The following is a 25,858-nucleotide window of genomic DNA, read 5'->3' as shown; positions in this document are numbered from 1 at the left end:
CCAGATGTTCTCGACCAAGATCTCCAGCCGCACCGCGCTCACGTTCGCCGCCGGGCTCACGCTCGCCGGGTGCAACCTCGCCCCCAAATACGTCCGCCCGGAGCTTCCCGTGGCGCCGAGCGGACCGACTGGCCCCGCTTATGCGGCCGGCAACGCCGCGAACGCGATCGTCCCCGCGGACACCGCGTGGGAGGCGTTCTTCACGGACGATCGCCTGCGCGGCGTGATCCGCCTCGCGCTCGACAATAACCGCGACGTCCGCATCGCGGTCGCCAACGTCGCGCAGGCGCGCGCGCAATACCGCGTCCAGCGCGCGGACCTGTTCCCGACGCTCGGCGCGACCGGCAGCGCGACCTACCAGAAGTCGCCGTTCAACGCGGTCGGCGGCGGTGGCGTCGGCGGCGGCACGGGTGGCGGCACGGGTGGCGGCGGTGTCGGCGGCGGAACCGGTGCAGGCGCGGTGGCCGGCAGCGGTCGTATCGACATCTACTCGGCCAATGTCGGCGTTTCGGCCTGGGAGATCGATCTCTTCGGCCGCATCCGCAACCTCACCCAGGCACAGCAGGAAGCGTATTTCGCCGCGGAGGAAAACCGCAACGCAGCCCAGGTCTCGCTGATCTCGGAGACCGCGACCGCGTGGCTGACGATGGCCGCGGACCAGGACCGTCTCAAGATCGCGCAGGATACCGAGCGCGCGTTCGGCCAGACGCTAAAGCTTACGCAGGATCGTTTCCGGATCGGCATCGCCTCCGAACTCGAAGTGCGTCAGGCGCGCACCACCTATGATCAGGCCCGCTCGGACATTGCCGACGCGACCACGCTGATCGCGCAAGACCAGAACGCGCTCAACCTGCTCGCCGGGACGACCGTGACGCCGGCGCTGCTCCCCGCGCGGATGCCGGACAAGACGCCGACGCTGGAGAATTTGCCCGCCAACCTGTCGTCGGAGGTGCTGTTGCGCCGTCCAGACGTCGCCGCGGCCGAGCATAATCTGATCGCCGCCAACGCGAACATCGGCGCGGCGCGCGCTGCGTTCTTCCCGAACATCTCGCTGACCGCGGCGTTCGGTACGCTCAGCCTTGGCCTGTCGAACCTGTTCGGCAGCGGCAGCCAGCAATGGTCGGTCGCGCCGACGATCACGCAGCCGATCTTCGATTTCGGCCGCAACAAGGGCAATCTGCAATACGCAAAGGCGACGCGCGACGCGATGCTGGCCACGTACGAGAAGAGCATCCAGACCGGCTTCCGCGAAGTCGCCGATGCGCTCGCTCGTCGTGGCACGATCAACAGCCAGCTCGAGGCGCAGACGTCGCTACGGGACAATGCGGCGGGCGCGTACAACCTGTCGCAGCTCCGCTTCCGCGCCGGGATCGACCCGTTCCTCAACACGCTCGATTCGCAGCGCGCGCTCTACACCGCGCAACAGAGCCTGCTCGCGACGCGCCTCGTCCGCGACAGCAACGCGGTCGAACTCTACCGTTCGCTCGGTGGTGGCCTGAAGTAAAATCCTCCCCCGCGAGGGGGAGGTGGCTGGCGCTTGCCAGACGGAGGGGGAGGAACGCGAAAACCGCTGTTCCGTGTCCTCCCCCTCCGTCACCTACGGCGACACCTCCCCCTGGCGGGGGAGGATAAAAGATCGCGCTAGTTCGCCGGCTCGGACAACGGCGCGAACCGTGCGACCTGCCGCCCGACCAGCCGCAGCTGCTCGAGCACCGCAGGATCGCTCGCCCCGCCCTCATCGTCGAACTTCGTCACCTGCGTATTGATCGCGGCGGCAAACGGCGTCGGCCACCCACGCAACGCATGGACGATCGACCGCAACGCCGCGATCGTGCTCCCCGTCGCCTGCCAACCATACGCCGTCGCGATCAGCCCGACCGGCATGTCCGCCAGATACGGCCGTTCGGGATCGCGCGCGGTTTCCTCCAGCAGGTCGAGCGCGTTCTTCACCACGCCTGAAATGCTCCCGTGATAGCCGGGGCTTGCGATGATCACCGCCGACGCCTCGCGCACCGCCGCGACGAACGCCTGCTCGTCGGGCGTCCGCGTCGTCGCCTTCGGATCGTATAGCGGCAGGCGCGCCATGTCGGCGCCGCCGAACATCTGCGTGCGATAGCCCTGCTTCTCGACCGCATCGAGCGCGATCCGCAGCGCACGCTCGGTCGACGAGACGCCGCCGATCGTGCCGCCGATGCCGACGACCAGCGGCTGAACGGCGGGAGGAGTGTCGGAAGCGGCCACGGTTTTATCCTGTTCGAACGTCATGCGATGCTCTTTCCCGTTTCGCCGCGCGATGACAACAGCTTCGGTCGGTTCTCATCACGCGGACGTCGTGCCGCTGTCGCTAAGCCCCTGTACACGTTAAGCATGCGCAGGAACGAACGGCGCAAGCACAGACTTGCCCGAGCTGTCATAGAACGATAATACACCTGACGTCCGCCGCTTGGCCGACCCGCTGGAACGACCGATGCGCCCCGATCCCTTCGACACCAACCGTTCCGGCTCCAGCGGCGACCGCGAGCCCTATGCCTATGAGCGCGAGCGGTTGATCACCGAGCGCGAACGCCTGCGCCAGAAATACGAAGCGGAGCGGGACGGCGAAGATTCGGCCCCGTACGATCGCGACTTCGGCGCGGCCTACGCCACTCCCAGCGCGCCACGACGCAAGCGTCCGATCGGTCGGTGGATCCTGCGCGGAGCGGGGATCGGCATCGTCCTGCTGGTGATCGCGATCATCTGGCTTGCGATCACCGCGCCGCTGTCGAAGTCGCTCCAGCCGCCGACGCCGCCCTCGATCACGCTGACCGCGGACGACGGCACGCCGATCGCACGACGCGGTGCGATCATCGGCAAGTCGGTCGACGCTTCGAAGCTCCCGCCGCACGTCACGCAGGCGTTTCTCGCGATCGAGGATCGTCGCTTCTATTCGCACTGGGGCGTCGATCCCCGCGGCATCGCGCGCGCCGCATGGGCGAACATGGGCTCGGGCGGCGTCCGTCAGGGTGGCTCGACGATCACCCAACAGCTAGCGAAGAACGCCTTCCTCGATTCGGACCGCACCGCGACGCGGAAAATCCGCGAGGCGATGATCGCGTTCTGGCTCGAGGCATGGCTGTCGAAGAACGAAATCCTCTCGCGCTATCTCTCGAACGTCTATTTCGGCGACAACACTTACGGGATCAGCGCGGCCGCCAAGCATTATTTCGGCCGCACGCCGGACAAGCTCAACGTCGGTCAGGCCGCGATGCTCGCCGGCTTGGTCAAGGCACCGTCGCGTCTCGCCCCCACCTCCAACCTCGAAGGCGCGCGCAAGCGGGAGGCCGTCGTCGTCGGCGCGATGGTCGATGCGGGCTTCCTCACCAAGGCGGAGGGCGACGCGGTCCAGCCGCAGCGCGTGCTCGGCAGCCGCCCGTCGCAGCTCCCCAACGGCACCTATTTCGCCGACTGGATCCTCCCCGAAGCACGCGACCAGGCTGGCGAGATCAAGACCGAGGCGACCGTCCAGACGACACTCGATCCGCGGTTACAGCGCGCAGCAGAACGCACCGTCGCACGCGCCGGGCTTCGGCAGGCGCAGGTCGCGCTGGTAGCGATGCGCCCCGATGGCCGCGTCGTCGCGATGATCGGCGGCAAGAACTACGCGAAAAGCCCGTTCAACCGCGCGACGCAGGCCCGCCGCCAGCCCGGCTCGACCTTCAAGCTGTTCGTCTACCTCGCCGCAATGCGCCAGGGCCTGACCCCCGATTCGACGATCGAGGACCGCCCGGTGACGATCGGCGACTGGACGCCAAAGAACAGCGACGGCCGCTATCAGGGCACGATCACGCTCCGCCAGGCATTCGCGCGCTCGTCCAACGTCGCCGCGGCCCGGCTGACGCAACAGGTCGGCGTCAAGGCGGTGATCAAGGCGGCGCGCGACCTCGGCATCTCGACGCCGATCCCGAGCGAGGCTACCATCGGCCTCGGCACCTCGACGGTGTCGCTGCTCGAACTGACCGCCGCCTATGCCGCGATCGCGCGCGAGCAATATCCGGTCCAGCCGCGCGGCCTCGCCGACGTCCGCGAGAAGGGCTGGTACCAGTCGCTGACCGGCGGCGCGACCGAGATGCCGAGCAAGATCCACGACGAGATGCTCGATCTGCTGGCGGCCTCGATCCGCACCGGCACCGGGCGCGGCGCGAACCTGACCGTGGACGCGTTTGGCAAGACCGGCACGACGTCAGACAACAAAGACGCGCTGTTCGTCGGCTTCGCGCGCGACCTGGTGGTCGGCGTGTGGGTCGGCAACGACGATAATTCCTCCAACCCTGGCCTGTCGGGCGGCGGTATCCCCGCACGGATCTGGCGCGACTTCATGCAGAGCGCGCTGGGGATCGCCCCGATCGCCGCGCCTGCTCCGGTGGTAGAGGAAGTCGATCCGGACGCACTGCCAGCGGACGACGAGGACAATTCGGTTCTGCCCCTCGGCGGCGAGATCGAGGGGCTCGGCTTCAACCTGAAGATGGGAGAGGACGGCACCATCTCCGTCGGCCCCTCCCGCCGCGACCGCCAGGAAAGCCCGCCCCCCCGCGACGATCGCCGGCCTCCGGAGGAAGAACAAGGACCCGACGAAGGACAGTAGTTCGCTAATCGACGGCACCCGCCCACTCAGCACCACCCCGGCTATTGGGCACCACCCCGGCGAAGGCCGGGGCCCAATTGGAAAGGTCGCGGTAACGACGCGCAGCCCTTCGCCACCTACCGCCCCCAATTGGGCCCCGGCCTCCGCCGGGGTGGATGAGTAGGAATAGGGATTCGCAACTCAGCGAGACGCCCCCGTTGACGCCACCACCGCATCGCAGCATGTCTCACCCATGCGCTTCTTCTCCGACAACGCCGCCAGGATCCACCCGCAGGTCATGGCCGCGATCGCCGCCGCCGACACGCTCGACACCGCCTATGCCGGCGACGCGTGGAGCCAGCAGCTCGACGGCCGCCTGTCGGAACTGTTCGAGACCGATGTCGCCGTTCTCTGGGTGCCGACGGGCACCGCCGCCAACTGCCTCGCGCTTGCAGCACTCTGCCCGCCGCACGGCGGCATCGTCTGCCACCGCGACGCGCACATCCAGAACGACGAGGGTGGCGCGCCCGAATTCTACACGCACGGCGCCAAGCTTTTCCTCGCCGATGGCGACGGCGCAAAGCTCACCCCCGACACGATCCGTACCGTCCTCGACGCGATCCCCGACGACGTCCACCGCGTCCAGCCGCACGCGATCTCGATCACCAACGCCACCGAATATGGCCGCGTGTACCAGCCACACGAGGTCGCGGAGATCGGCGCGCTGGCGAAGGAGCGCGGGCTCGGCTTCCACATGGACGGCGCGCGCTTCGCCAACGCGATGGCACGCGTCGGCTGCTCGCCCGCCGAGATGACGTGGCGCGCCGGCGTCGACGCGCTGAGCTTCGGCTTCGTCAAGAACGGCGCAATGAGCGCGGAGGCGCTGGTCTTCTTCAAGCCCGACCTCGCCGCCGTCACGCAATATCGCCGCAAGCGCGCCGGGCTCCTCCTATCGAAGGGGCGGTATCTCGCCGCACAGATCCTCGCGATGCTCGAAGACGACCTCTGGCTCGCCAACGCCAAGGCCGCGAACGACGCCGCCGCCAAGCTCGCCACCGCGGCCAGCGACCGCCTCGTCCACCCGGTCGAAGCCAACGAAGTCTTCCTCCGCGCCACCCCCGAAGAAGCCGCAGCCCTTCGCGCGAAAGGCTTCGACTTCTACGACTGGGCCGCCGGCGAGATCCGCCTCGTCACTGCGTGGGACAGCCCGGCGGACGCAGTCTGCCTGCTCGCCAACGCCCTACGCGAGCTGTGACCGGCCCCACCGACCCACCACAGTCTACGCGGGCCGCGGTGCTGATCCCGTTCGGCATCGTCACGCTGATCTGGGGCTCGACCTGGCTCGTCATCCGCGACCAGATCGCGGTTGTGCCGCCGAGCTGGTCGATCAGCTACCGCTTCCTCGTCGCCGGCATCGCAATGGCGATCTACGCAGGCATCAAGCGCGAGAGCTTCAGGTTCGACGCGCGCGGCTACGCGTTCGCGGCGGTGATCGGCATCGCGCTGTTCACGTTCAACTTCAACTTCGTCTACCGCGCAGAGCATTACGTCACCTCCGGGCTCGTCGCGGTGGTGTTCGCGCTGCTGCTCGTACCCAACGCGATCTTCGGCCGCATCTTCCTCAAGCAGCGCCTTGGACGGCAGCTCATGGTCGGGTGCGCGGTGGCGATGGCCGGCGTCGCGTTGCTGTTCGTCAACGAGGCGCGGGTCGATCCGCACGGGCCGCGCTCGGCGACGATCGGCATCGTCCTGACGCTGTGCGGCGTGATGGCCGCGTCGGTCGCCAACGTCATTCAGGGTAGTGCGTTCGCCAAACGCTATCCGATGGCGCCGACGCTCGCGATGGCGATGCTGATCGGCGCGAGCCTCGACGCGGCCTTTGCCTGGATCACCACTGGTCCGCCGGTGTTCGAGCCGCGCTTCGGCTACGTCGCTGGCATCCTCTATCTCGGCGTGTTCGCGTCCGCGCTCGCCTTCCCGCTCTATTTCAACGTCATCCGCGCGATCGGCCCGGCCAAGGCGGCCTATTCGGGCGTCATCGTGCCGGTGATCGCGATGCTGCTATCGACGATCTTCGAGCACTATCACTGGTCGACGCTGGCCGTCGCCGGCGCGATCCTGTCGGGCATCGGCCTCGTCATCGCACTCAGCGCGCGCAGGCCGGCACGGTAGTCGGGCCACGCGGGCGTCCAGCCGAGCACGCGCTTAGCCTTGCCGTTCGCGACCCGCCGGTTCTCGTTATAAAATCCGCGCCCCATCGCCGAGAGCTCCTCGAGCGTCACGAACGGCGGTGCGGGCATCCCGAGCAGCATCGCCGCGAACGTCACCACGTCGTTCTGCGATGCAGGTACGTCGTCCGCGAGATTATACGCCCCCGCCGGCGCATCGAACCCGGCGATCACACCCGAGACGATATCGTCGACATGCGCGCGGCTGAACACTTGGCCGGGTTGCTCGATCCGGTGAGCCTTGCCCTGCCGCACCCGGTCGAGCGGCGAGCGGCCCGGCCCGTAGATCCCCGGCAGCCGGAACGTCCGCGCGCCAATGGCCAGCCAGTCCGCATCCGCCGCCGCCCGCGCGCTCCGACGACCGCCACCGATCGGCGCCGTCTCGTCCACCCACGCGCCCTGCGCATCGCCGTACACGCCCGTCGACGACAGATAGCCGATCCAGGCTCGAGTCCGCAGCAATAGCGAACCATAGTGACCGAGCACCGGGTCCGCCTCATGCTCGGGCGGCACCGACGACAGGATATGCGTCGCCGCTGCGATCTCCGCGGTCACCGCATCCGTGTCGTCGAACCGAAGCGTACCCTTGCGCCCGTCCCGCGTCGTACCGACGACGTGCCAGCCATCCGCCGCGAGCCGCTCGGCGAGCCGCGACGCGGTGTAGCCGAGACCAAAGACCAGCAGCCGGCTCATGGCGCCACCGCCGCGCCGGCCATCGGCCCCTTGTACAAAGTCCCGAAATAGTCGCCCGCGTTCCACACCGGCCGCTGCGCGCCATCGGCGATCTCGCGCGCGATCCGGTAGTTCGCATCGACGAACCGCACGCCCTGATCCCACAGGATCGGCTGCGTCAGATCGTCCGACGGCTTGTGATAATTGTTCGCCATGAAATACGCGACCGCCGCCTTGCCCGGCCCCTTCTGACCCGGCCACAGGAACACCGACGGAATCCCCTTCTGGACGAAGCGGAAATGATCCGAGCGGACGAAGATGCCCTCCTCCGGCATCGGATCGGGCGACAGGCCGACGCCGATCGCCGCCACCGCCTTCTGCACGATCGGGCCGATCGTCGAGCGCTCGGCACCGAACACGACCATGTCCTCGAACTTGTAGGTCAGGATCGGCATGTCGAGGTTCACGTCCGCGACGATCGAGGTCAGCGGCACGGTCGGGTGGTTGGTGAAGTAATCGCTGCCGACCAACCCCTTCTCCTCGCCGGTGACGGCCAGGAACATGATCGTCCGCTTTGGCGCCTGCCCGCTGGCCGTGAAACGCTTGGCCTCCTCGATCAGGCTGGCGATACCGATCGCATTGTCGAGCGCACCATTGTTGAGCGCGTCGCCCTTCACTGGCTTGGTGATGCCGATGTGATCGAGATGCGCCGACAGCACGACGACCTCCTTGCCGACCACCGGATCGCTGCCGGGGATCACGCCGACCACGTTGCTGCTCGCGGCAGGCACGAAGCTCGTCTTGGTCGCGACGGTCAGCGTACCGACCAGCGGCACCGCCTTGAACTTGGCATTGTCGCGGTCCGCCTGCTTCACGATCCGGCTCCACGGCGTCTTCGCACCCGCGAACAGCTTGGCCGCACCGGCCATGCTGACCGTGCCGAGCGAGGGCGCGCCGGACGCTTCGACCTTGCCGGTGCCGTCGGGGTTCGCCCACGTCATGCGCGGCGTGGCATAGGAGTCGGCCAGTTTGGCGAAGGTCCGCACCTTGGCCGAGCGTGGGCTCTGCAGCGTAATCACGCCGACCGCACCCTTGGCCTGCGCGATCGCAGCCTTCGTGCCGCCCGACCCGAAGAACGCGCGCTCCTCGCCGCCGAACCGCGCGGGCGAGCCGCCGAAATACGCCACGATCTTGCCGCGCACGTCGACGCCCTTGTAATCGTCCTGACCATATTGCGGCGCGTCGATGCCGTAGCCGACGAACACGACGGGCGCCGAAACGCTCGTCTCCGCCTTCGCGCCGTTCGCGGCCGGCACATAGTCCTCACCGAACACGAGCGGCTGCGCAGGCCCGCGACCCGTCCACACGAAATCGCCCTTGCTCGCCGCCTTGTACGACACGAGCGGCACGGTCTGGAGATACCCGCCCTGGTCGCCACCGGGACGAAGCCCCGCGGCGTAGAATTGCGCGGCGACATATTGCGCGGCGATGTCGAACTCGGGGCTGCCGGCCTCGCGACCCTTCATCGCATCCGACGCGAGAAACAGCACGTGCGCCTTCATCGCCGCCTGATCCGCCGGCAGCGGCGCGGCGAGCTTCGCGTTCAACCCGGCCGTATTCGGCGCGGCCACCGGGACCGGCGCGGGGGCAGCTTGGGGCGCAGTCTGAGCAAGGGCAGAGGTAGAAAGCGCGAGCACCGCGAGCGCGCCGATAGGACGATACATCCGGAAATCCTTGCAAAGGGAACGTGTTGCAGCGGCGTAGCATCCACCGTCCCCCGCGCAAGCTTTGGCTGGCGATAGGCGGCCACGGCCCTATATTCGCAAACATATGCTCGATATCCAGAACAGTCTCGCCCACCCGCTCGTCATTCGCCGCGAGGACTATACCCCGCCCGAGTGGCTGGTCCCCGAGACGAAACTGGATTTCGACCTCGATCCCTCCACCACCCGCGTAACGGCAACACTGTCGGTGACGCGCAACGGCGATCACGCCGCACCGCTCCGGCTCGACGGCGCGGGCCAGAAGCCGCTTTCGGTCACGGTCGACGGCCTCGCGATCAACGACTGGCGGATCGACGGCGAACAGCTCGTCATCCCGCTCACCGGCGCCGCGCATGTCGTCGAGACTCAGGTCGAGATCGCCCCCGATCGCAACACGCAGTTGATGGGGCTCTATGCCTCGGGCGGCAATCTCTGCACCCAGTGCGAGGCGGAAGGCTTCCGCCGCATCACCTATTTCCCCGACCGCCCCGACGTGCTCAGCATCTATTCGGTCCGCATGACCGCGGACAGGAAACACTTCCCCGTGCTGCTCGCGAACGGCGATCCGGTCGCACAGGGCGATCTCGAAGACGGCCGCCACTGGGCGACCTGGCACGACCCCTTCCCCAAACCCTCCTATCTGTTCGCACTGGTCGCCGGCGACCTCGCGGTGAACCGCAGCAGCTTCACGACGATGTCGGGCCGCGAGGTGTCGCTCGGCATCTGGGTGCGCGAGGCCGATCTCCCCAAGACCGACCACGCGTTGAAGGCGCTCGAACTCGCGATGGCGTGGGACGAGACGACCTATGGCCGCGAGTATGATCTGGACGTGTTCAACATCGTCGCGGTCGACGACTTCAACTTCGGCGCGATGGAGAACAAGGGGCTCAACATCTTCAACTCGCGCTACATCCTCGCCGACCCGGATACCGCGACCGACTACGATTACGACGCGATCGCCGCGGTCGTCGCGCACGAATATTTCCACAATTGGTCGGGCAACCGGATCACCTGCCGAGACTGGTTCCAGCTCTCGCTGAAGGAAGGCTTCACGGTCTATCGCGACCAGGGCTTCTCCGCCGACCAGGGTTCGCGCGCGGTCAAGCGGATCGAGGACGTCCGCGGCCTGCGTGCGTCGCAATTCCCCGAGGATTCGGGCCCGCTCGCGCATCCGGTACGCCCGGAATCCTACCAGGAGATCTCCAACTTCTACACCGCGACGATCTACAACAAGGGCGCCGAACTGATTCGGATGATGGCCGCGATCCTCGGGCCGCAGGGCTTCCGCGCGGGCACCGACCTGTATTTCGACCGCTACGACGGCACCGCCGCCACCTGCGAGGATTTCGTCACCTCGATGGAGGAAGGCGGCAACGTCGACCTCACCCAGTTCCGCCTCTGGTATTCGCAGGCGGGCACGCCGCGCGTCTCGGCGAGCCTCTCGCACAGCGGTGACCGCGCGACGCTGCGGCTCGCGCAGCAGGTACCCGCGACGCCCGGCCAGCCGGTGAAGTCGCCGATGGTGCTGCCGCTGCGTGTGAAGCTGTTCGGTGCCGAATCGGGTGCGGCGTTGACCGACGAGCGCCTCGTCCTGTTCGACGACACGCTCGACACGATCGAATTCGAAGGCCTGGCCGAGCGCCCGGTGCTGTCGATCAACCGCGGCTTCTCCGCCCCGGTGGTGGTCGAGAGCGACCGTAGCGCTGCCGACCTCGCCTTCCTCAGCGCGCACGACGACGATCCGTTCGCGCGCTACGAGGCAATGCAACAGTTAATGCTCGATACGCTGGTCGCCTCGGCGGGCGGGAATGCGGATCACGAGGGCGTCATCGCCGCGGTCGCGAACACGCTCGCCAATACCGATCTCGACCTCGCGTTCGTCGCCGAGGCGGTGTTGCTGCCGTCGGAGAGCTTCATCGGCGACCAGATGGCCGTCGTCGACCCTGAGACGATCTTCCGCGCGCGGGAGGCGCTGCGGCGCGATCTCGGCACGCGGCTGGAGGCGCAATGGCGGCAGGCATATGCGCGGGGTGAGGGCCAGTCCTACGCCTATACGCCGGAGGGCAAGGGCCTGCGTCGCCTGCGAACCGTCGCACTCGGCTATATAGCGGCAAGCGGCGCGGCGGATGCGGCGGACCTCGCGTTCGCGCAGTTCGATTCGGCGGACAACATGACCGACCGGATGGGCGCGCTGACGACGCTGGTCAGCAGCGAGTCCGAGATCCGCACCACCGCGCTCGACATCTTCTACAGCCAATATTGCGACAACCCGCTGGTGCTCGACAAGTGGTTCCAGGCGCAAGCGCAGTCGTCGCGCGACGATACCGGCGCGATCGTCGCGGGGCTCGCCGAGCATGCCGACTTCACCCTGACCAACCCCAACCGCGCCCGCTCGCTGATCGGCGCGTTCGGCGCGAACCAGCGGGCGTTCAACAATGCCGACGGCAGTGGCTACCGGTTCCTCGCCGACCAGCTGATCGCGCTCGACCGGTTGAACCCACAGACCGCAGCGAAGCTTCTCCCGCCGCTGGGCCGCTGGCGAAGGTTCGATGCGGGTCGGGCTGGGTTGATGCGCGCGGAACTGGAGCGGATCGTGCGGACGCCGGGGTTGTCGAAGGACCTGTTCGAGCAGGCGTCCAAGAGTCTCGAAGGCTAACCCGAATCTGATCCTTCCCCGCAAGGGGGAGGTGTCTGGCTCTCGCCAGACGGAGGGGGAGGACAGCGACCACTGCTGTTGCGACACCCTCCCCCTCCGTCACCTTCGGTGCCACCTCCCCCTTGCGGGGGGAGGATCACGGACGCGCGGCCCCTACCGGCGGCTCGTAAAGAACTCGCGCAGCATCATCGCAGCCTCGGTCTCCGCAATCCCCGCATAAACCTCAGGCCGATGGTGACACGTTGGCTGCCCGAAAAACCGCGGCCCATGCTCGACCGCCCCGCCCTTCGCATCCGCCGCCCCATAATAGAGCCGCGCGATCCGGGCATGAGCGATAGCCCCCGCGCACATCGCACATGGCTCCAGCGTCACCCAAAGATCGCAACCCTCGAGCCGGTCACTCCCCAACACCAAAGCAGCAGCGCGAATCGCCTGGATCTCGGCGTGCGCAGTCGGATCGCACAGCGCCCGCGGCGCATTGGCCGCCACAGCTATAATAACGCCGTCCTTCACGACAACGGCGCCGACCGGGACTTCCCCAGCCAGCGCCGCATCGCGTGCCGCGTCGAGCGCGCGGCGCATAGGGGCGGGGACGGGGAACATGGCCTCAGGCCCTGCCCCGCGCGTGCCCGCCCGTAAAGATCAGTTCGGCGCTTGGCTGTTGGCCGGCTTCTCGACGTTGATCGTCGGCACCGCCACGGTCTTGTTCTCCGTGCCGAGCGTGACCTTGGCGACGTCGGCCTGAAACTTCGGCGCCTGAACGACGCCCTGGCGGGTCTGGTCGATGTTGATGATCCCGAAATACATCAGGCCGACCACGACCAGCACGACGATCGCGACGAGAGACAAGAGCGTACGCATGGGACATCCCCTTTTATTGAACAGTTCGATAGCGTAACAACGTCGTCGATCGCCGTGGGTTGCACAATGCCCATTGCGAACAACCGCGGGCACGTTCGACGTGAATCGGTTGACGAAAGCCGGCGTGCCAGCTATCCGCGCGCCTTTCCGGGGTTCCTCCCGACACTTGAATAGGTAATCACATGTCGCGCATCTGCGAACTGACCGGCAAGGGCCGGATGGTCGGGAACAACGTCTCCCACGCCAACAACAAGACCAAGCGCACGTTCCTGCCGAACCTGCAGAACGTCACGCTGCTTTCTGATTCGCTCGAGAAGGGCGTCAAGCTGCGCGTTTCGACGCACGGCCTGCGCACCGTCGAGCATAACGGTGGCCTCGACAACTGGCTGGTGAAGGTCTCGGACGACAAGCTGTCGCTCCGCGTTCGTCGCCTGAAGCGCGAAGTCGTCAAGAAGATCGCAGCATCGGCGGTCGCCGCCTAACAGCGACGGCTGGCGGTTGTCGCCTAATAGCGACGTCGTACTGCGATCACCGCGGCCCGCCCTGCACCTAGCAGGGCGGGCCGTCGGCGTTTGTAAGGCTAGCGATCCAGCCGGAACTTCAGCAGCAGCGTGCGCTGGAGAAACATCTGGTTGTCGTCCGACACGATCCACACGATCGTCGCGCCGTTCTCGACCGTCGTGTCGATCCCCTCGAAATTGTCGTGGATCAGCGGCGCATCGATCGTCGCGATCAGCCGGCCGCGCGCGATTCGCCCCGCCGCGACGTCGCGCGCGGCGACCCGTGATATCCGCGCCGAGAACGTAAACGGCAGCCGAAAACCACGATCGAGCACTAGCAGGTCGCCATTCGGCAACGCAGTGACGTCCGACGGATCGTATCGCCCGAACGGTTCGTACGCGAATCGCTCAGGCACCCCCGCCACGGTCGGATCGCCCGCGAAGATCAGCGCCTGCCGCGTGCGCAACCGCTCCCCTTCCGACCCGGACCAGTCCGGCCGACGCACATGCGCCTCCTCGCTGATCACGACGAATCGCCCGCCGGGCAACCGCGCCATCGATTCGGCCCCGCCATTCGCCGGCCATCTCCGCATCGCCTCGGGCGCCACCCGCGCCTCGTACCGTGCGAACCCCGCAGCATAGCGCCAGATCGAATTGCCATCCTCGAAGCCGACCCAGATCTTTCCCGTGACCGGATCGATCGCCATCGATTCGCTGTCACGGTCGCGTTTCTCCCAGCCTATGCCGGGGCCCGCGGGCAGGTTTTCGAACGCGACCCGGTGCGGGAGCCAGTCGGCGCCCATGTCGAACTGGACGATATTGCCGCCGTCGCTCAGCATCGTGAAGCGGTTGCCGGTCGACGCCGGCGCGACGTCGAGCGACGAGAATCCCCCGAACGCCGGATCGCGACTGCCGAGCGCCACCCCGCCAAGATAGGTGAGCCCGTCGACGCGCACATGCCGCGGGTTGGTGCGGTCGAGCATCACGCGCGTCGCGGTCAGTTGCGCGCGCTTGCCGAGCAGGTCGAGCCGCGCTTCGCCCGACCAGGTCGGCACGATCGCGCAGACGCTCACGGCGACGAACAGGACAGTGATCAGGCGCCGCATCGCGTCCCTCATAGGGTGTCCGACGATCCGCGGAAGCATGAACAGCGGATAACGGAGGCATTCAGGCTCGGCTCAATGCGAATCACCCATAAGCGTCTCATCGAGGATGGAAGCACGGCCCCCGCCGCCGCCGAAATCCCCAACGGGAGACGCACGATGTTCAAGACTTTTACACTCGCCGCCAGTGCCCTCGCATTGGGTGCGACCGCCCTCGTTCCCGCTGCCGCCGATGCACAGCGCTGGGGCTCGCGCTACGAGCGTGGCTACGATGGCTATCAGGGTGGCGGCTACCGCGACGGTGGCTACGATCGTGGCTATCGCGGCGACGACCGGGGTTACCGCGAGTATCGCGGCAACGACCGCCGCTACAACGCACGCAGCCGTCGCGGGTGCGACAACACCGGCGGCACGATCATCGGCGCACTCGCCGGCGGCCTGCTCGGTCACACCATCGCCGGTCGTGGTGACCGGACGCTAGGCGCAGTCCTCGGTGCAGCCGGTGGCGGCCTGGCCGGCAACGCGATCGATAAGTCGGATAATCCGGGGTACTGCCGGCGCTAGGCCCGGCAAAGCCCGGGCCGGTGCTCGCGAAAGCGAGCAACCGCCGGCACGGACGGCGGGCAGGCTCAGCCTGACCCGACCGACGACGGCTTTGCCGACGTCGCGCGCGTTTGAGCCACCCAACCAGTTTCCCAGTTCCCTCGCGTAGCGTATCGAGGGCGAGGGCCGGCTTCCCGTACGGGAGCCGGCCCTTTGTTCGTTTGCCGCCTAAGCGATGCGCTCAGGCACTTCGGCCGCATCCTCGGCAATCGCAGCCGCCGGCGCGACCGCCTCCCAAGGAAACACGAACCAGTCCTTCGTCACCGCCCGGTCGATCGTCCGCGCACAATACTCGATCCGCTCGGCCGAACTGACGTTGTCGATCAGCATCGCAAACCGCACCGATCCCGCGACAGCACCCGCCGCCGCCAGCGCACCCCGCAGATGCGTGATGGTCCGCCCCGAATCATTGATATCGTCGACGAACAGCAGCCGCTCGCCCTCCCGCGTCCGCGCGGCGAGCTTCACCAACGGTTCGTCGGCGAAGTCCTTCACCTGGCTCGAATAATCGACCGACAGCGTCGGCAGGCCGATCGCGTGGCTGAGGAATACCGCCGGCACCAGCCCACCGCGACCGATGCCGATGATGAAATCGGGTTTCCACTCGGTATCCTCGACCAGCTTGGCGGCGAGGATGTGCACGGCAGCGACGAACTCGTGCTGCGGGATGGGGGTGAAGGTCGGCATTCTCACATGGTACCGGCTTGCAGTTGTGAGAGCTAGACGTTCTCCTGCGAAAACAGGAGCCCAGGGTCGCGCGTGCAGCGTCGCGTCCCCGGACTCCCGCATTCGCGGGAGAGCATTGCTCAGATCGTTTCCAGCGCCTGCTCGAAATCGGCGATCAGATCGTCCGGATCCTCTACCCCGATCGAGATCCGCACCAGGTTGTCCGTGATCCCCAGCGCCTGCTTCCGCGCATCCGGCACCGACAGATGCGTCATCCCCGCAGGATGGCTAGCCAACGTCTCGGTCCCCCCCAGCGACACCGCCAGCTTGGCGATCTTCAGCGCATCGAGGAACGCGAAGCTCTCGCGCTCGCCACCCTTGAGATACAGCGAGAAGGTCGAGCCCCCACCGGTGCAATGGCGACGATAGATATCCGCCTGCCGCTCCATACCCGGCTCGTCCTCAAGGAAGCCCAGATACGCGACCCGCTCCACCTTCGGATGGTGGCGGAGAAAAGCGCAGACCTTCGCGGCATTCTCGCCCGCGCGACTCATCCGCAGTTCGAGAGTCTCCAGCGATCGCAACAGCATCCACGCCGTATTCGGATCGGTGATCGTCCCGATCGTGTTCCGCATCGTCCGGATCGTGTTGATGTGCTCCTTCGAGCCCAGCACGCCGCCCGCGACCAGATCCGAATGCCCGCCGACATATTTGGTCAGCGAGTAGACGACGATATCCGCGCCATGCTTGAGCGGCTGGAACCACAGCGGCCCGAGGAACGTGTTGTCGATCGCGATCGGCGGCTTCTCGCCCTGGAAGATCGCGTCACGGCTGGCCGCGACCGCCTCGACGTCGACCAGCGCGTTGGTCGGGTTCGCCGGGCTTTCCAGATAGATCAAAGCGACGTTGCCGGTCGCCGCCTCGGTCATCACCGCATCGATCTCTTCACGAGTCGCACCCGCCGGAAAGTCGAGCCACTTGACCCCGAACTTGCCGAGCACGCGGCCGATCAGCGTCTCGGTCGCCGCATACAAAGGTCCCGAATGGACGATCGTGTCGCCCGGCTTGACCATCGCCAGGAACAGCGTCGCGATCGCCGACATGCCCGACGAGAAGGCGAGTGCGTCCTCCGCCTCTTCCCACACGCCGAGGCGATCCTCAAGGATCTCCTGGTTTGGGCCGTTGAAGCGCGAATAGACGAGCCCCTCGGCCCCGCCCGGACGCTTGCCCGTAACGCCTTCGAAGTGGCGCTTGCCCGCCGCCGCGTTGGGAAACACGAAGGTCGAGGTGAGGAAGATCGGCGGCTTCAGCGAGCCTTCCGACAGCGCGGGATCGTAACCGTGCCCCATCATCAAGGTCGACGGCTTCAGCTTGCGCCCGCCGATCTTCTCGACCTCGGGCTTCGGCGCGACGCGTGCCGCTACGCCGGTCAGGTCCGCTTCGGTTTCGGCGGGGACTGCGCCGGCGTTTTCGGGGGTATCGGACATCAATATGCTCCTGCGTGGCCCGTCTTGTGCGAGCCGATGTGCGGAGCCTAAACGACCGGCAAGGGCTTTGGGAGCCGTTACAGGCCGATGATGCTGATCTGACGCCCATAGGAGGGCTCGCCGCGATGGGTCGCGCGCCGATAGCTGAAGAAGCGATCGTCGTCGGTGTACGTGTCGAGCCCGAGTGCCTCGATCCGGCCGATCCCGGCGACCGCGAGCCGGCTAACGACATAGGCCTCCAGGTCGAACTGGTAACGATCGCCCCTGTTCTCGACGGCGCGACCGTCCGCGAAGAAGCGCTCGTTCTCCGGATCCGCCTCGCAGAACCGCCGGATGAAGCCGTCGTCGACCTCATAGCTGGCGCGCGCAATGCACGGCCCGACGGCGACGACGATTCGGTCGCGGTGCGCACCGATCGCCTCCATCGCGAGGATCGTTGCATCCGTGACGCCCCCCAGCGCGCCCTTCCAGCCGGCATGGGCTGCCGCAATGACGCCGGCGTGCGCGTCGGCGAACAAGACGGGTGCGCAGTCCGCGGTGAGGATGCCCAGCGCGAGGCCGGGACGGTTGGTGACCAGCGCATCGGCATGCGGACGGATCGCGTCGTCGAACGGCTCGATCACGGTCACCGCGTCGGCGGAATGGACCTGGTACAGACCGACGAGTGTCGCACCGGGTAGAACGGCTTCGGTGGCGCGGCGGCGGTTCTCAGCGATGGCGGCGGGGTCGTCGTCAGACCCGATGCCAACGTTGAGGCTCGCATACGCCCCGGTCGAGACGCCGCCACGCCGGCCGAAAAAGCCATGCGGGATGTCACCAAGTGCTTTCGCGCGGATCGCTTCGATGGTCATAGCGACCGCCCCTCCGATAGCTCCACCCCGGCGAAGGCCGGGGCCCAATTGGGGGACGTTGCCGACAGGGGACTGCGCATCGTTACTGCGACCTTTCCAATTGGGCCCCGGCCTTCGCCGGGGTGGTACCGATTCGATGCACTATCGACCATCACAACACGAGCCGCATGATCCGGTCATCATCAGGCTGCTCCCCAACCATGAACACATACCGCCCGATCTCGACGAAGCCGTAGCGCTGATAGAACCGGTGCGCCCGGTGGTTATCCACATACACGCTCAGAATCATTTCCGTCCGCCCATCGGCGCGCGCAACATCGATCGCCCAGTCCATCAACTCAGGGCCGACACCCGCACCATGCTGGTCGCCCCGCACGTAAAGCTGGTGAAGCTCGATCGCCGTCGCCGGCCAGTCGCCTGGAAACGCCACCGGGCCGATCTTCGCAAACCCTACGATCTCACCGGCCTCGTTCACCGCGACACGCACCGTGAAGGCAGGATCGGACAGTTGCGCCGGCAACCCCGTCTCACCGAACGTCTGGTCGAGGAAGGCGGCAAGGTTTTCAGGCCGGTACAGCGTACCGAACGTGTCGGTAAACGACCGCTTCGCCATCGCGGCGAGTTCTGCGCCATCAGCGGGCACGGCATCGCGATAGGCGATCATGCAAACGCCGCCGGGGTCGGCCAAGTCGGCGCGGTGATCGCCAGCGCTTTGAAAAGCGTACCCATATCGTCCATCAACCTCCTCCGATCCGCCGCCAATGCTTCCGCCCGCGCAGGCGACGCCTTGGCGAGTGCCGACGTCCGCGAATCGATCCCGAGCGCACCGAGCAGGTCGCGCTGCGTCACCGGTCCCCACGCCACCGCGCCCTCGGCCTGTGCCGCGGCGGCCAGCGTGGTGAAGTCGACATGCGCGGTCAGGTCATGCTCGCCGGGCGCTTCGAAAGGATTGGCGAACGCATGCCCGCGCACCGCCTGCAACGTGTCGCCGAGTGCCGGCCCCTCATAGCCATAGTCGACCGCGATCAGCGCACCACCCTGCGCGGCGATCCGCTTGGCGAGACCGCGGATGATGCTCACGGCGGCAGGCGAGGTTTCGAGGATCGAGCCTGCGGGCGCGTCGCGGAACGGCTCAGGGATGACCGCATCCGGGAGCGGCTTCCCGGCGATCGGCAGGAACAGCAGGTCCTGCGCCGCGACCAGGCGTTCGTGCCACTGCTCGCGCTTCACCAACTGCCGGATCGGCAGCGCATCGAAGAACTCATTGGCGACGACGATCAGCGGACGATCGGTCGGCAGCGTGTCGATGGCATCGTGCCACGTGGCAGCGGGCACCCGCTCGGCCTGCGCGGCACGCAGCGCCGGGCTGGTCTCGACGAAATGCACCGCCGGCTCCAGCCCCGCCTTCGCCATCGCCCGCGCGGCATCGGCGGCCAGAGTCCCGCGACCCGGCCCGAGCTCGACCCACGCCACATCCGGGCGGCCAGCGCGGTCCCAAAGATCGGCACACCACAGCCCGATAAGCTCGCCGAACATCTGGCTGATCTCGGGCGCGGTGGTGAAGTCGCCCCCCGCCCCCAATGGATCCCGCGTCGCATAATAGTGGGCGTTCGCCGCCGCCATATACTGCGCGACCGGGATAGGACCCGCGAGCGCGATCGCGCGGGCGAGGCGTTCGGGGAGGGCGGTGTCCATCATCTAAAACTCTTTACCACCCCGGCGGAGGCCGGGGCCCAATTGGGAAGGTCGATGTAACGACGCGCAACGCATGTCACTATGGACGTTCCACTTGGGCCCCGGCCTCCGCCGGGGTGGTGCTTCTATTCGAAGGAAGGGTCAGGCGACGCTTGCCGTCCCCGCGATCGACTCCACCCGCACGCGCCGCTTCGCAGACGTAGCAACCAGATACGCGCCACCGACGATCATCGGCACGCACAGCCACTGCCCCATGTGCAGCCCGGTATGCTCGGCAAACGCCCGCAGCTGCGAATCTGGCTCGCGGAAGAACTCGACGGTAAACCGCGCGATCCCGTACCCCAGCACGAACAACCCGACGAGCTTGCCCGGGTCATACCGCGCCTTGGTCTTCCAGAACGCGAACCACAGCAGCGCGAACAGGAGGATCCCCTCCAGCCCCGCCTCGTACAGCTGGCTCGGGTGCCGCGCCGGCTCGACCATCCCGAACGGCACGGTGCGCTCGAAGATGATCCCCCACGCGACGTCGGTCGGCTTGCCCCAGAGCTCGCCATTCACGAAGTTCGCCAGCCGTCCGAAGAACAGCCCGAACGGTACGCAGCACGCGATATAATCGTGTACGCGCAACCAGTTGAGCTGGTGCTTCCGCGCAAACAGGATCAGCCCGATCGACGTGCCGATCACCCCGCCGTGGAACGACATGCCGCCGTCCCACAGCCGGAAGATACGCAGCGGATGCAGGAACATCTCCGGCGCGTAGAAGATTACATAGCCGAGCCGCCCGCCGAGGATGATGCCGAGCGTCGCGTAGAACACCAGGTCGTCGGCATGCCGCCGCGCCATCGGTGCGCCGGGCTGGGCAAGCAGCTTCAGCAGATACCACCAGCCGAGCAGGATCCCGCCGATATAGGCAAGGCTGTACCAACGCAGCGTGAAGAACCCGATCGAGAAGACGTCGGGGTGGAGCCCCAAATCCTCGAAGCGGATGTGACTGCCGACGGCAGGCGCTACGGCACCCGCAGCGGCGGTGATGGTCGACAGGATCAAAGGCTTTTCCCCACGCGTTCGCCCCTGCATAAAGGCCGATAACGATAAGACCAAGTAGGAGAGCGATATGCGGACCGAGCTAGACCTAGCTATGGATTCGACGATGGCCGCGCTGACCGTGCCTGACGGCATGCTGGCGCTCGGATCGGTCGAGCGGTTCGGCGTCACGCTGCCGACGATCGCCGCCGCCCCGCCCGCGCTCAGCTATTATTTCGCGCACTACGCCAACGAGCACCGCGACGCCGTCTTCCTCGTCTCCGGCGCCGAACGGCTGACCTTCGGCGAGGTCTACGCCGCCGCCGAGCGCACCGCCCGCGCCCTCATCGGCGGCTACGGTCTCGCCAAGGGCGACCGCATCGGCATTGCGATGCGCAACTCGCCGTCGTGGGTCGTCCTCTACATGGGCATCATCATGGCCGGCGGCGTCGCGACCCTGCTCAACGGCTGGTGGCAGTCGGAGGAACTGGAGACAGCGATCGGCGAGGTCGATTGCGCACTCGTGTTCGCCGATCCGCCGCGCGTGAAGCGCTTGGCGCAGATCGGGGGCCTACGCGCGCCGGTGGTCGAGATCGACGATTCGCGCGAACTCGACGCCGCGCTTGGAGCCGTGTTCGCAAAGGACGATCACACCGCCGACCTCCCGCTGCTCGGACCGGAGGATCATGCGACGATCCTGTTCACATCGGGTTCGACCGGCCAATCGAAGGGTGCGCTCTCCGAACACCGTGCGGTCGTGCAGGGCATCTTCAACTATCTCGGCCAGGTCATGATGATGGTCGGCATCGCCACCGCGCAAGGCAATCCGCCGGTCGGCCAGCCGGTCGCGCTGCTGACGATCCCGCTGTTCCACATCACCGGGGAAGTGCCGGTCTTCCTCCAGAGCTTCGCGATGGGGCGCAAACTCGTGCTGATGCCGAAATGGGATGCAGGCGAGGCAATGCGGCTGATCGAAGCGGAAGGCGTCACCTATTTCGTCGGTGTGCCCTTGATGAGCTTCGAGATCCTCAACCACCCCGATCGCGCGAAGTACGACCTGTCGACCGTCACCGATTTCGCCGCGGGGGGCGCACCCCGCCCGATCGATCACGTCCGCCGCATCGACGAGGAAATGGGGGGAAGCGCACCGCTGATCGGCTACGGCCTGACCGAGACCAACGCGGTCGGCACCGGCAACTGGCGAACCAACTACCTCGCCAAACCCAATTCGGCCGGCCGCCCCGGCGCGCCGTTGGTCGATCTCTCGATCCTCGACGATGCCGGTCACCCGGTCGACCAGGGTCAGCGCGGCGAGGTCTGCATCCGCACGATCTGCAACTTCAAGGAATATTGGAACCGTCCGGATGCGACCGCCGCGGCGTTCACGTCGGACGGCTATTTCCGTACCGGCGATATCGGTTACCTCGACGAGGACGGCTATCTGTTCATCGTCGATCGCAAGAAAGACATCATCATCCGCGGCGGTGAGAACATCTCGTGCCAGGAGGTCGAGGCCGCACTGTACGAACATCCGGCGGTGGCGGAGGCCGCGGTGTTCGGGCTGGCGGACGAACGCTTCGGCGAGGTCCCCGGTGCGGTGGTCGTGCCACAGGACGGCGAGACGCTGACCGCGGACGACCTGACCGCGTTCCTCCACCAGCACATCGCCGCGTTCAAGATACCGCAGCGGATCTGGATTTCGGAGGAACCGTTGCCGAGACTGGGGACGGAGAAGATCGACAAGGTGTCGCTGAAAGCCACGTATAGAGCGCTGGCCTAATATCCCTCGCCCCTCCGGGGAGAGGGAGGGAGGAGCCACTTGGCGACGGAAGGGAGAGGGGCGATGAGGCTCCCGGCACGGCCCCGGAGACCCACTCCCCCTCATCCGACGCTACCGCGCCACCTTCTCCCCGTGGGGGAGAAGGATTAGAGCGCCCCCATGATTAGCAGGCGTGAGATTTTAGTCGGCGGCGGCGCAGGGATCGGCCTTGTCGTCGCCTGGGGTCTCTGGCCGCGCAGCTACGCCCCAAACCTCGTCGCCAACCCCGGCGAGACCCCATTCGGCGCGTGGCTCAAGATCGGCACCGACGGCCACGTCACCGTCGCCGTCCCACAGGTCGAACACGGCCAGGGCGTCTACACGACCCTCCCCCAGATCGTCGCGGACGAGCTTGGCGCGGACTGGCGCACGATCGGCGTCGAGCCCGCCCCCCTCAACCCGCTCTACGCCAACCCGATCGGCACGCACAACCTGTTCGAAGGCCTGTTCGACCGCCTCGCAGCCGGTACCCCGCAACCACCGATGCTCACCGGCGGATCGAGCTCGATCCGGATGTTCGAGCAAGCCTGCCGCCAGGCTGGCGCAGGCGCCCGCGCGCTGCTCTGCATGGCGGCGGCCAAGCGCTGGGACGCCGACTGGACCCAGGTCAATGTCGACGCCGGCTTCTGCACCTACCAAACCAAGCGCATCCGCTTCGCCGAACTCGCCGAGGAGGCCGCGAAGTTCACCCTTCCCGATCCCCTTCCGCTCGGCATCCAGGGCGCGGGCAAGCTGGTCGGCAAATCCGTCCCCCGCCTCGACACCCCGTCGAAAGTCGACGGCTCGGCCAATTTCGCGAGCGATGTCCGCCTCGCCGACATGGTCCACGCCGCGATCCGTCAGGGCCCGGTCGGCGGTCGCCTGACAAGGGTCGACCGCGCCGCCGCCGACCGCATCCGCGGCGTGCTGTCGGTGGTCGAGAACCCGCGCTGGGTGGCGGCCGTGGCTACGACAGGATGGGCCGCACAAAAGGCGCTCGACGCCCTCGCCCCGCGATTCGAGAACGACGCCCCCCTCCCCGATACCAGGTCGATCGACGCAGCACTCGGCGCCGCACTATCCCGTCCCGGCACGCAGATGGCGTCCGCGGGGGATGTCGCCACGACCTTCCAAGGCGCCAAGCTCGTTACCGCAACCTACCGCGCTGGCCTCGGCCTGCACGCAGCGATCGAGACCCGCAGCGCGACCGCCTCCTTCTCCAACGGCCGCCTCGAACTCTGGCTCGCAACGCAAGCGCCGGGGCTCGCCCGATCGGCTGCAGCGCGCGCAGCGAACATCAGCGAAGACGCCGTCGTCGTCCATCCGATGCTGATCGGCGGATCGTTCGGCGCCGCGATCGAGCACGACGTCGCCGAACAGGCCGCCGTGCTCGCGGTAAAGCTAAGACGCCCGGTCAGCCTCGTCTGGTCGCGCGGCGAGGATTCGCTCCACGATCACTACCGCCCACCCGCCGTCGCGAAGATGGCCGCACGGCTCGCCCCCAACGGCGCGATCATGGGCTGGAGCGCGAACATCGCAGCCCCCTCGACCGGCGCCGAGACGGCACGCCGGATGATGCCGGGCCTCGCGACCGAAGCCGCGCTGATCGGCGTCAAAGGCGATCGCTACGCCGTGGCAGGGGCCACGCCCGTCTATCGCATCCCCGCCTATGCGATCGAGCACCACCCCGCCGAAATCGGCATCCCTACCGGCCACCTCCGCGGCGGCGCGCATGGCTACACCGCGTTCTTCACCGAATGCTTCCTCGACGAACTCGCGCGCACCGCGCAGTCCGAACCGATGTCGTTCCGCATCGCCATGCTCGGCGGCGAACCGCGACTCGCGCGCTGTCTCTCGACCGCCGCAGCGCTCGGCGGCTGGGACGGCGGCGTCGCCGGCAGCGGCCAGGGCATCGCCGCCCACGCCTTCCGCGGCAGCTACATCGCCGTCATGGCGGAGGCGCGTATGGGCTCCGACCAGCGCGCGGTGGTCGACCGCCTCGTCGCCGCGGTCGATTGCGGTGCGCAGATCAATCCCGACATCGTTCGCCAGCAGATCGAGGGCGGGCTGATCTTCGGTATGGCCGCCGCGCTCGGCGCATCGACCGGTTTCACCCGCGGCCTCGCCGACACGCGCGGGTTCGACACGATCGGCCTGCCCCGCCTCGCCGACACGCCCGACATCACCATCGAGGTCATCCGCAGCGACGAAGCGCCCGGCGGCGTCGGCGAACTCGGCGTCCCCGCAGTCGCGCCCGCGATCGCCAACGCGCTCTATGCGTCAACGGGCTTCCGCATCCGCAATTTGCCTTTAAGACCAGCGCCATGACCCTGCCCCCCGATCACCCGCCGATTCCGAAACCCAAGATCGGCGTGCTGCTGATGAACCTCGGCACCCCCGATGGCCCCGATGCGAAATCGGTGAAGCGCTATCTCGGCGAGTTCCTGTCCGATTCGCGTGTCGTCGAGATCCCGCAGATCGCATGGCAGCCGATCCTTCGCGGCATCATCCTCAACACGCGGCCGAAAAAGTCCGCGCATGCCTATTCGCAGGTCTGGCGCGAGGACGGCTCGCCGCTTGCCGCGATCACGCGGTTGCAGGCGGCTGCGCTGAAGGATGCGTTCGGGCCGGAAGTACTCGTCGACTGGGCGATGCGCTACGGCAATCCGTCGATTTCGGACCGGCTGACCGCGATGAAGGCGGCGGGCTGCGAACGCATCCTGCTCGCGCCGCTCTACCCGCAATATTGCGCAGCAACGACCGCGACCGCGAACGACAAGGCGTTCAAGCACCTCGCCGGGCTTCGTTGGCAGCCAGCGATCCGTACGCTGCCGCCTTATTACGACGACACGCTCTATATCGACGCGCTGAAGGACTCGCTCGAAGAAGGGCTCTCCGCGCTCGATTTCACGCCGGACGCGATCGTGGCCAGCTTCCACGGGATGCCGAAGCGGACGTTGCAGCAGGGCGATCCGTATCACTGCCACTGCCAGAAGACCGCGCGACTGCTCTGCGAGCGCATGGGGCGCGAGTTGACGATCGCGTTCCAGTCGCGGTTCGGGCCGCAGAAGTGGCTGGGGCCGGCGACCGACGAGACGCTCGTCGAATTGGCGAAGGCGGGCAAGACCAAGGTCGCGATCTTCGCGCCGGGCTTCTCCGCCGATTGCCTGGAGACGCTGGAGGAACTGTCGATCCGCGGGCGCGAGAGCTTCGAAGAGGCTGGCGGGACGCACTTCGCCTATCTCCCCTGCCTCAACGACAGCCCGGTCGGCGTGGAAATGTTGCGCAGCATTTTGGCACGCGAGCTTGAAGGATGGGTGCGGGCTGGCTAGCCTTTGGCAAAACACTGAGG

The 25,858-nt window shown here is 67.1% G+C and carries 22 protein-coding genes; 10 read left to right on the top strand and 12 right to left on the bottom strand.

Going from position 1 to position 25,858, the window contains the following annotated elements:
- The first annotated feature begins 4 nt into the window (after nucleotides 1–4).
- On the top strand, nucleotides 5–1,504 hold the full coding sequence (locus tag IFT67_RS12330; RefSeq protein ID WP_192238528.1) for an efflux transporter outer membrane subunit: 1,500 nt from the start codon (nucleotides 5–7) through the stop codon (nucleotides 1,502–1,504).
- 137 nt (nucleotides 1,505–1,641) lie between these two features.
- On the opposite strand, the gene IFT67_RS12325 is transcribed toward IFT67_RS12330, so the two are convergent.
- Complete coding sequence (locus IFT67_RS12325; protein ID WP_192238527.1) at nucleotides 1,642–2,265, bottom strand: NADPH-dependent FMN reductase; 624 nt, start codon at nucleotides 2,263–2,265, stop codon at nucleotides 1,642–1,644.
- 202 nt (nucleotides 2,266–2,467) lie between these two features.
- Here IFT67_RS12325 and IFT67_RS12320 point away from each other — a divergent pair, with 202 nt between their 5' ends.
- The 3 genes from IFT67_RS12320 (at nucleotide 2,468) to IFT67_RS12310 (ending at nucleotide 6,772) form a co-directional block, all read left to right on the top strand.
- A complete protein-coding gene (locus tag IFT67_RS12320; protein WP_192238526.1) occupies nucleotides 2,468–4,621 on the top strand; it encodes a transglycosylase domain-containing protein in 2,154 nt (717 codons plus the stop codon).
- A 232-nt stretch (nucleotides 4,622–4,853) separates the two neighbouring features.
- Nucleotides 4,854–5,855: a threonine aldolase family protein gene (locus IFT67_RS12315; protein ID WP_192238525.1), complete on the top strand. Its 1,002-nt coding sequence runs from the start codon at nucleotides 4,854–4,856 to the stop codon at nucleotides 5,853–5,855.
- Nucleotides 5,852–6,772: an EamA family transporter gene (locus IFT67_RS12310; RefSeq protein ID WP_192238524.1), complete on the top strand. Its 921-nt coding sequence runs from the start codon at nucleotides 5,852–5,854 to the stop codon at nucleotides 6,770–6,772. Before IFT67_RS12315 ends, IFT67_RS12310 begins: the two co-directional genes overlap by 4 nt.
- Here IFT67_RS12310 and IFT67_RS12305 read toward each other — a convergent pair.
- Together IFT67_RS12305 and IFT67_RS12300 are read right to left on the bottom strand one after the other, a co-directional pair.
- Nucleotides 6,685–7,521, bottom strand: a complete 837-nt coding sequence (locus IFT67_RS12305) for a Rossmann-fold NAD(P)-binding domain-containing protein (protein ID WP_192238523.1) — start codon at nucleotides 7,519–7,521, stop codon at nucleotides 6,685–6,687. The two genes, IFT67_RS12310 and IFT67_RS12305, sit on opposite strands and share 88 nt — an antisense overlap.
- Nucleotides 7,518–9,224, bottom strand: coding sequence for a M28 family metallopeptidase (locus IFT67_RS12300; protein ID WP_192238522.1), 1,707 nt, complete (start codon nucleotides 9,222–9,224; stop codon nucleotides 7,518–7,520). Before IFT67_RS12300 ends, IFT67_RS12305 begins: the two co-directional genes overlap by 4 nt.
- A 106-nt stretch (nucleotides 9,225–9,330) precedes the next feature.
- On the opposite strand from IFT67_RS12300, the gene pepN reads away from it, so the two are divergent.
- Entirely contained in the window at nucleotides 9,331–11,919 is a 2,589-nt protein-coding gene (gene pepN / locus IFT67_RS12295; RefSeq protein WP_192238521.1) for an aminopeptidase N, read from the top strand.
- 153 nt (nucleotides 11,920–12,072) lie between these two features.
- Here the strand turns inward: pepN and IFT67_RS12290 are convergent, their stop codons facing one another.
- Together IFT67_RS12290 and IFT67_RS12285 are read right to left on the bottom strand one after the other, a co-directional pair.
- The gene (locus tag IFT67_RS12290; protein WP_192238691.1) at nucleotides 12,073–12,501 is read right to left on the bottom strand and encodes a nucleoside deaminase; all 429 of its coding nucleotides are present in this window, start codon (nucleotides 12,499–12,501) and stop codon (nucleotides 12,073–12,075) included.
- Between the two features lie 60 nt (nucleotides 12,502–12,561).
- The gene (locus IFT67_RS12285; RefSeq protein WP_055874129.1) at nucleotides 12,562–12,780 is read right to left on the bottom strand and encodes a hypothetical protein; all 219 of its coding nucleotides are present in this window, start codon (nucleotides 12,778–12,780) and stop codon (nucleotides 12,562–12,564) included.
- 182 nt (nucleotides 12,781–12,962) lie between these two features.
- Here IFT67_RS12285 and rpmB point away from each other — a divergent pair, with 182 nt between their 5' ends.
- Nucleotides 12,963–13,262, top strand: coding sequence for a 50S ribosomal protein L28 (gene rpmB / locus IFT67_RS12280; RefSeq protein WP_056053386.1), 300 nt, complete (start codon nucleotides 12,963–12,965; stop codon nucleotides 13,260–13,262).
- A gap of 98 nt (nucleotides 13,263–13,360) precedes the next feature.
- Here the strand turns inward: rpmB and IFT67_RS12275 are convergent, their stop codons facing one another.
- A complete protein-coding gene (locus tag IFT67_RS12275) occupies nucleotides 13,361–14,386 on the bottom strand; it encodes an esterase-like activity of phytase family protein (protein WP_192238520.1) in 1,026 nt (341 codons plus the stop codon).
- Nucleotides 14,387–14,542: 156 nt separating this feature from the next.
- Here IFT67_RS12275 and IFT67_RS12270 point away from each other — a divergent pair, with 156 nt between their 5' ends.
- Nucleotides 14,543–14,947 carry a glycine zipper 2TM domain-containing protein gene (locus IFT67_RS12270; RefSeq protein ID WP_107964196.1) on the top strand — a complete coding sequence of 135 codons (405 nt, stop codon included), beginning with the start codon at nucleotides 14,543–14,545 and terminating at the stop codon, nucleotides 14,945–14,947.
- Nucleotides 14,948–15,154: 207 nt separating this feature from the next.
- On the opposite strand, the gene IFT67_RS12265 is transcribed toward IFT67_RS12270, so the two are convergent.
- The 6 genes from IFT67_RS12265 to lgt all read right to left on the bottom strand — a co-directional run bounded on the left by IFT67_RS12265 (nucleotide 15,155) and on the right by lgt (nucleotide 20,762).
- On the bottom strand, nucleotides 15,155–15,673 hold the full coding sequence (locus IFT67_RS12265; RefSeq protein WP_192238519.1) for a phosphoribosyltransferase: 519 nt from the start codon (nucleotides 15,671–15,673) through the stop codon (nucleotides 15,155–15,157).
- 119 nt (nucleotides 15,674–15,792) lie between these two features.
- Nucleotides 15,793–17,139 (bottom strand): cystathionine gamma-synthase family protein, encoded by a 1,347-nt coding sequence (locus tag IFT67_RS12260; RefSeq protein ID WP_192238518.1) that lies wholly within the window; start codon nucleotides 17,137–17,139, stop codon nucleotides 15,793–15,795.
- A gap of 77 nt (nucleotides 17,140–17,216) precedes the next feature.
- The gene (pgeF, locus tag IFT67_RS12255; RefSeq protein ID WP_192238517.1) at nucleotides 17,217–17,990 is read right to left on the bottom strand and encodes a peptidoglycan editing factor PgeF; all 774 of its coding nucleotides are present in this window, start codon (nucleotides 17,988–17,990) and stop codon (nucleotides 17,217–17,219) included.
- Nucleotides 17,991–18,141: 151 nt separating this feature from the next.
- Nucleotides 18,142–18,654, bottom strand: coding sequence for a GNAT family N-acetyltransferase (locus IFT67_RS12250; RefSeq protein ID WP_192238516.1), 513 nt, complete (start codon nucleotides 18,652–18,654; stop codon nucleotides 18,142–18,144).
- Nucleotides 18,651–19,688 (bottom strand): class I SAM-dependent methyltransferase, encoded by a 1,038-nt coding sequence (locus IFT67_RS12245; protein WP_244647345.1) that lies wholly within the window; start codon nucleotides 19,686–19,688, stop codon nucleotides 18,651–18,653. Before IFT67_RS12245 ends, IFT67_RS12250 begins: the two co-directional genes overlap by 4 nt.
- A 138-nt stretch (nucleotides 19,689–19,826) precedes the next feature.
- Nucleotides 19,827–20,762: a prolipoprotein diacylglyceryl transferase gene (lgt, locus tag IFT67_RS12240; RefSeq protein WP_107964191.1), complete on the bottom strand. Its 936-nt coding sequence runs from the start codon at nucleotides 20,760–20,762 to the stop codon at nucleotides 19,827–19,829.
- A 37-nt stretch (nucleotides 20,763–20,799) separates the two neighbouring features.
- Here lgt and IFT67_RS12235 point away from each other — a divergent pair, with 37 nt between their 5' ends.
- The 3 genes from IFT67_RS12235 (at nucleotide 20,800) to hemH (ending at nucleotide 25,838) form a co-directional block, all read left to right on the top strand.
- Complete coding sequence (locus IFT67_RS12235) at nucleotides 20,800–22,488, top strand: class I adenylate-forming enzyme family protein (protein WP_192238515.1); 1,689 nt, start codon at nucleotides 20,800–20,802, stop codon at nucleotides 22,486–22,488.
- A gap of 159 nt (nucleotides 22,489–22,647) precedes the next feature.
- Nucleotides 22,648–24,834: a xanthine dehydrogenase family protein molybdopterin-binding subunit gene (locus IFT67_RS12230; protein ID WP_192238514.1), complete on the top strand. Its 2,187-nt coding sequence runs from the start codon at nucleotides 22,648–22,650 to the stop codon at nucleotides 24,832–24,834.
- On the top strand, nucleotides 24,831–25,838 hold the full coding sequence (gene hemH, locus IFT67_RS12225; RefSeq protein WP_192238513.1) for a ferrochelatase: 1,008 nt from the start codon (nucleotides 24,831–24,833) through the stop codon (nucleotides 25,836–25,838). The genes IFT67_RS12230 and hemH overlap by 4 nt, the downstream gene beginning before the upstream one ends.
- Nucleotides 25,839–25,858 lie beyond the last annotated feature (20 nt).

It is taken from the genome of Sphingomonas sp. CFBP 13728 (assembly GCF_014841895.1).
Taxonomy (GTDB): Bacteria; Pseudomonadota; Alphaproteobacteria; order Sphingomonadales; family Sphingomonadaceae; genus Sphingomonas.
Note: the sequence above shows the minus strand (reverse complement) of the source record. Positions and strands in the feature narration are given on the sequence as shown.

Coding starts and splice junctions, on each gene's coding strand:
- IFT67_RS12330 (WP_192238528.1), top strand. CDS start 5: ATGTTCTCGACCAAGATCTCCAGCCGCACCGCGCTCACGTTCGCCGCC.
- IFT67_RS12325 (WP_192238527.1), bottom strand. CDS start 2,265: ATGACGTTCGAACAGGATAAAACCGTGGCCGCTTCCGACACTCCTCCC.
- IFT67_RS12320 (WP_192238526.1), top strand. CDS start 2,468: ATGCGCCCCGATCCCTTCGACACCAACCGTTCCGGCTCCAGCGGCGAC.
- IFT67_RS12315 (WP_192238525.1), top strand. CDS start 4,854: ATGCGCTTCTTCTCCGACAACGCCGCCAGGATCCACCCGCAGGTCATG.
- IFT67_RS12305 (WP_192238523.1), bottom strand. CDS start 7,521: ATGAGCCGGCTGCTGGTCTTTGGTCTCGGCTACACCGCGTCGCGGCTC.
- IFT67_RS12300 (WP_192238522.1), bottom strand. CDS start 9,224: ATGTATCGTCCTATCGGCGCGCTCGCGGTGCTCGCGCTTTCTACCTCT.
- pepN (WP_192238521.1), top strand. CDS start 9,331: ATGCTCGATATCCAGAACAGTCTCGCCCACCCGCTCGTCATTCGCCGC.
- IFT67_RS12290 (WP_192238691.1), bottom strand. CDS start 12,501: ATGCGCCGCGCGCTCGACGCGGCACGCGATGCGGCGCTGGCTGGGGAA.
- IFT67_RS12285 (WP_055874129.1), bottom strand. CDS start 12,780: ATGCGTACGCTCTTGTCTCTCGTCGCGATCGTCGTGCTGGTCGTGGTC.
- rpmB (WP_056053386.1), top strand. CDS start 12,963: ATGTCGCGCATCTGCGAACTGACCGGCAAGGGCCGGATGGTCGGGAAC.
- IFT67_RS12275 (WP_192238520.1), bottom strand. CDS start 14,386: ATGCGGCGCCTGATCACTGTCCTGTTCGTCGCCGTGAGCGTCTGCGCG.
- IFT67_RS12270 (WP_107964196.1), top strand. CDS start 14,543: ATGTTCAAGACTTTTACACTCGCCGCCAGTGCCCTCGCATTGGGTGCG.
- IFT67_RS12265 (WP_192238519.1), bottom strand. CDS start 15,673: ATGCCGACCTTCACCCCCATCCCGCAGCACGAGTTCGTCGCTGCCGTG.
- IFT67_RS12260 (WP_192238518.1), bottom strand. CDS start 17,139: ATGTCCGATACCCCCGAAAACGCCGGCGCAGTCCCCGCCGAAACCGAA.
- pgeF (WP_192238517.1), bottom strand. CDS start 17,990: ATGACCATCGAAGCGATCCGCGCGAAAGCACTTGGTGACATCCCGCAT.
- IFT67_RS12250 (WP_192238516.1), bottom strand. CDS start 18,654: ATGATCGCCTATCGCGATGCCGTGCCCGCTGATGGCGCAGAACTCGCC.
- IFT67_RS12245 (WP_244647345.1), bottom strand. CDS start 19,688: ATGATGGACACCGCCCTCCCCGAACGCCTCGCCCGCGCGATCGCGCTC.
- lgt (WP_107964191.1), bottom strand. CDS start 20,762: ATGCAGGGGCGAACGCGTGGGGAAAAGCCTTTGATCCTGTCGACCATC.
- IFT67_RS12235 (WP_192238515.1), top strand. CDS start 20,800: ATGCGGACCGAGCTAGACCTAGCTATGGATTCGACGATGGCCGCGCTG.
- IFT67_RS12230 (WP_192238514.1), top strand. CDS start 22,648: ATGATTAGCAGGCGTGAGATTTTAGTCGGCGGCGGCGCAGGGATCGGC.
- hemH (WP_192238513.1), top strand. CDS start 24,831: ATGACCCTGCCCCCCGATCACCCGCCGATTCCGAAACCCAAGATCGGC.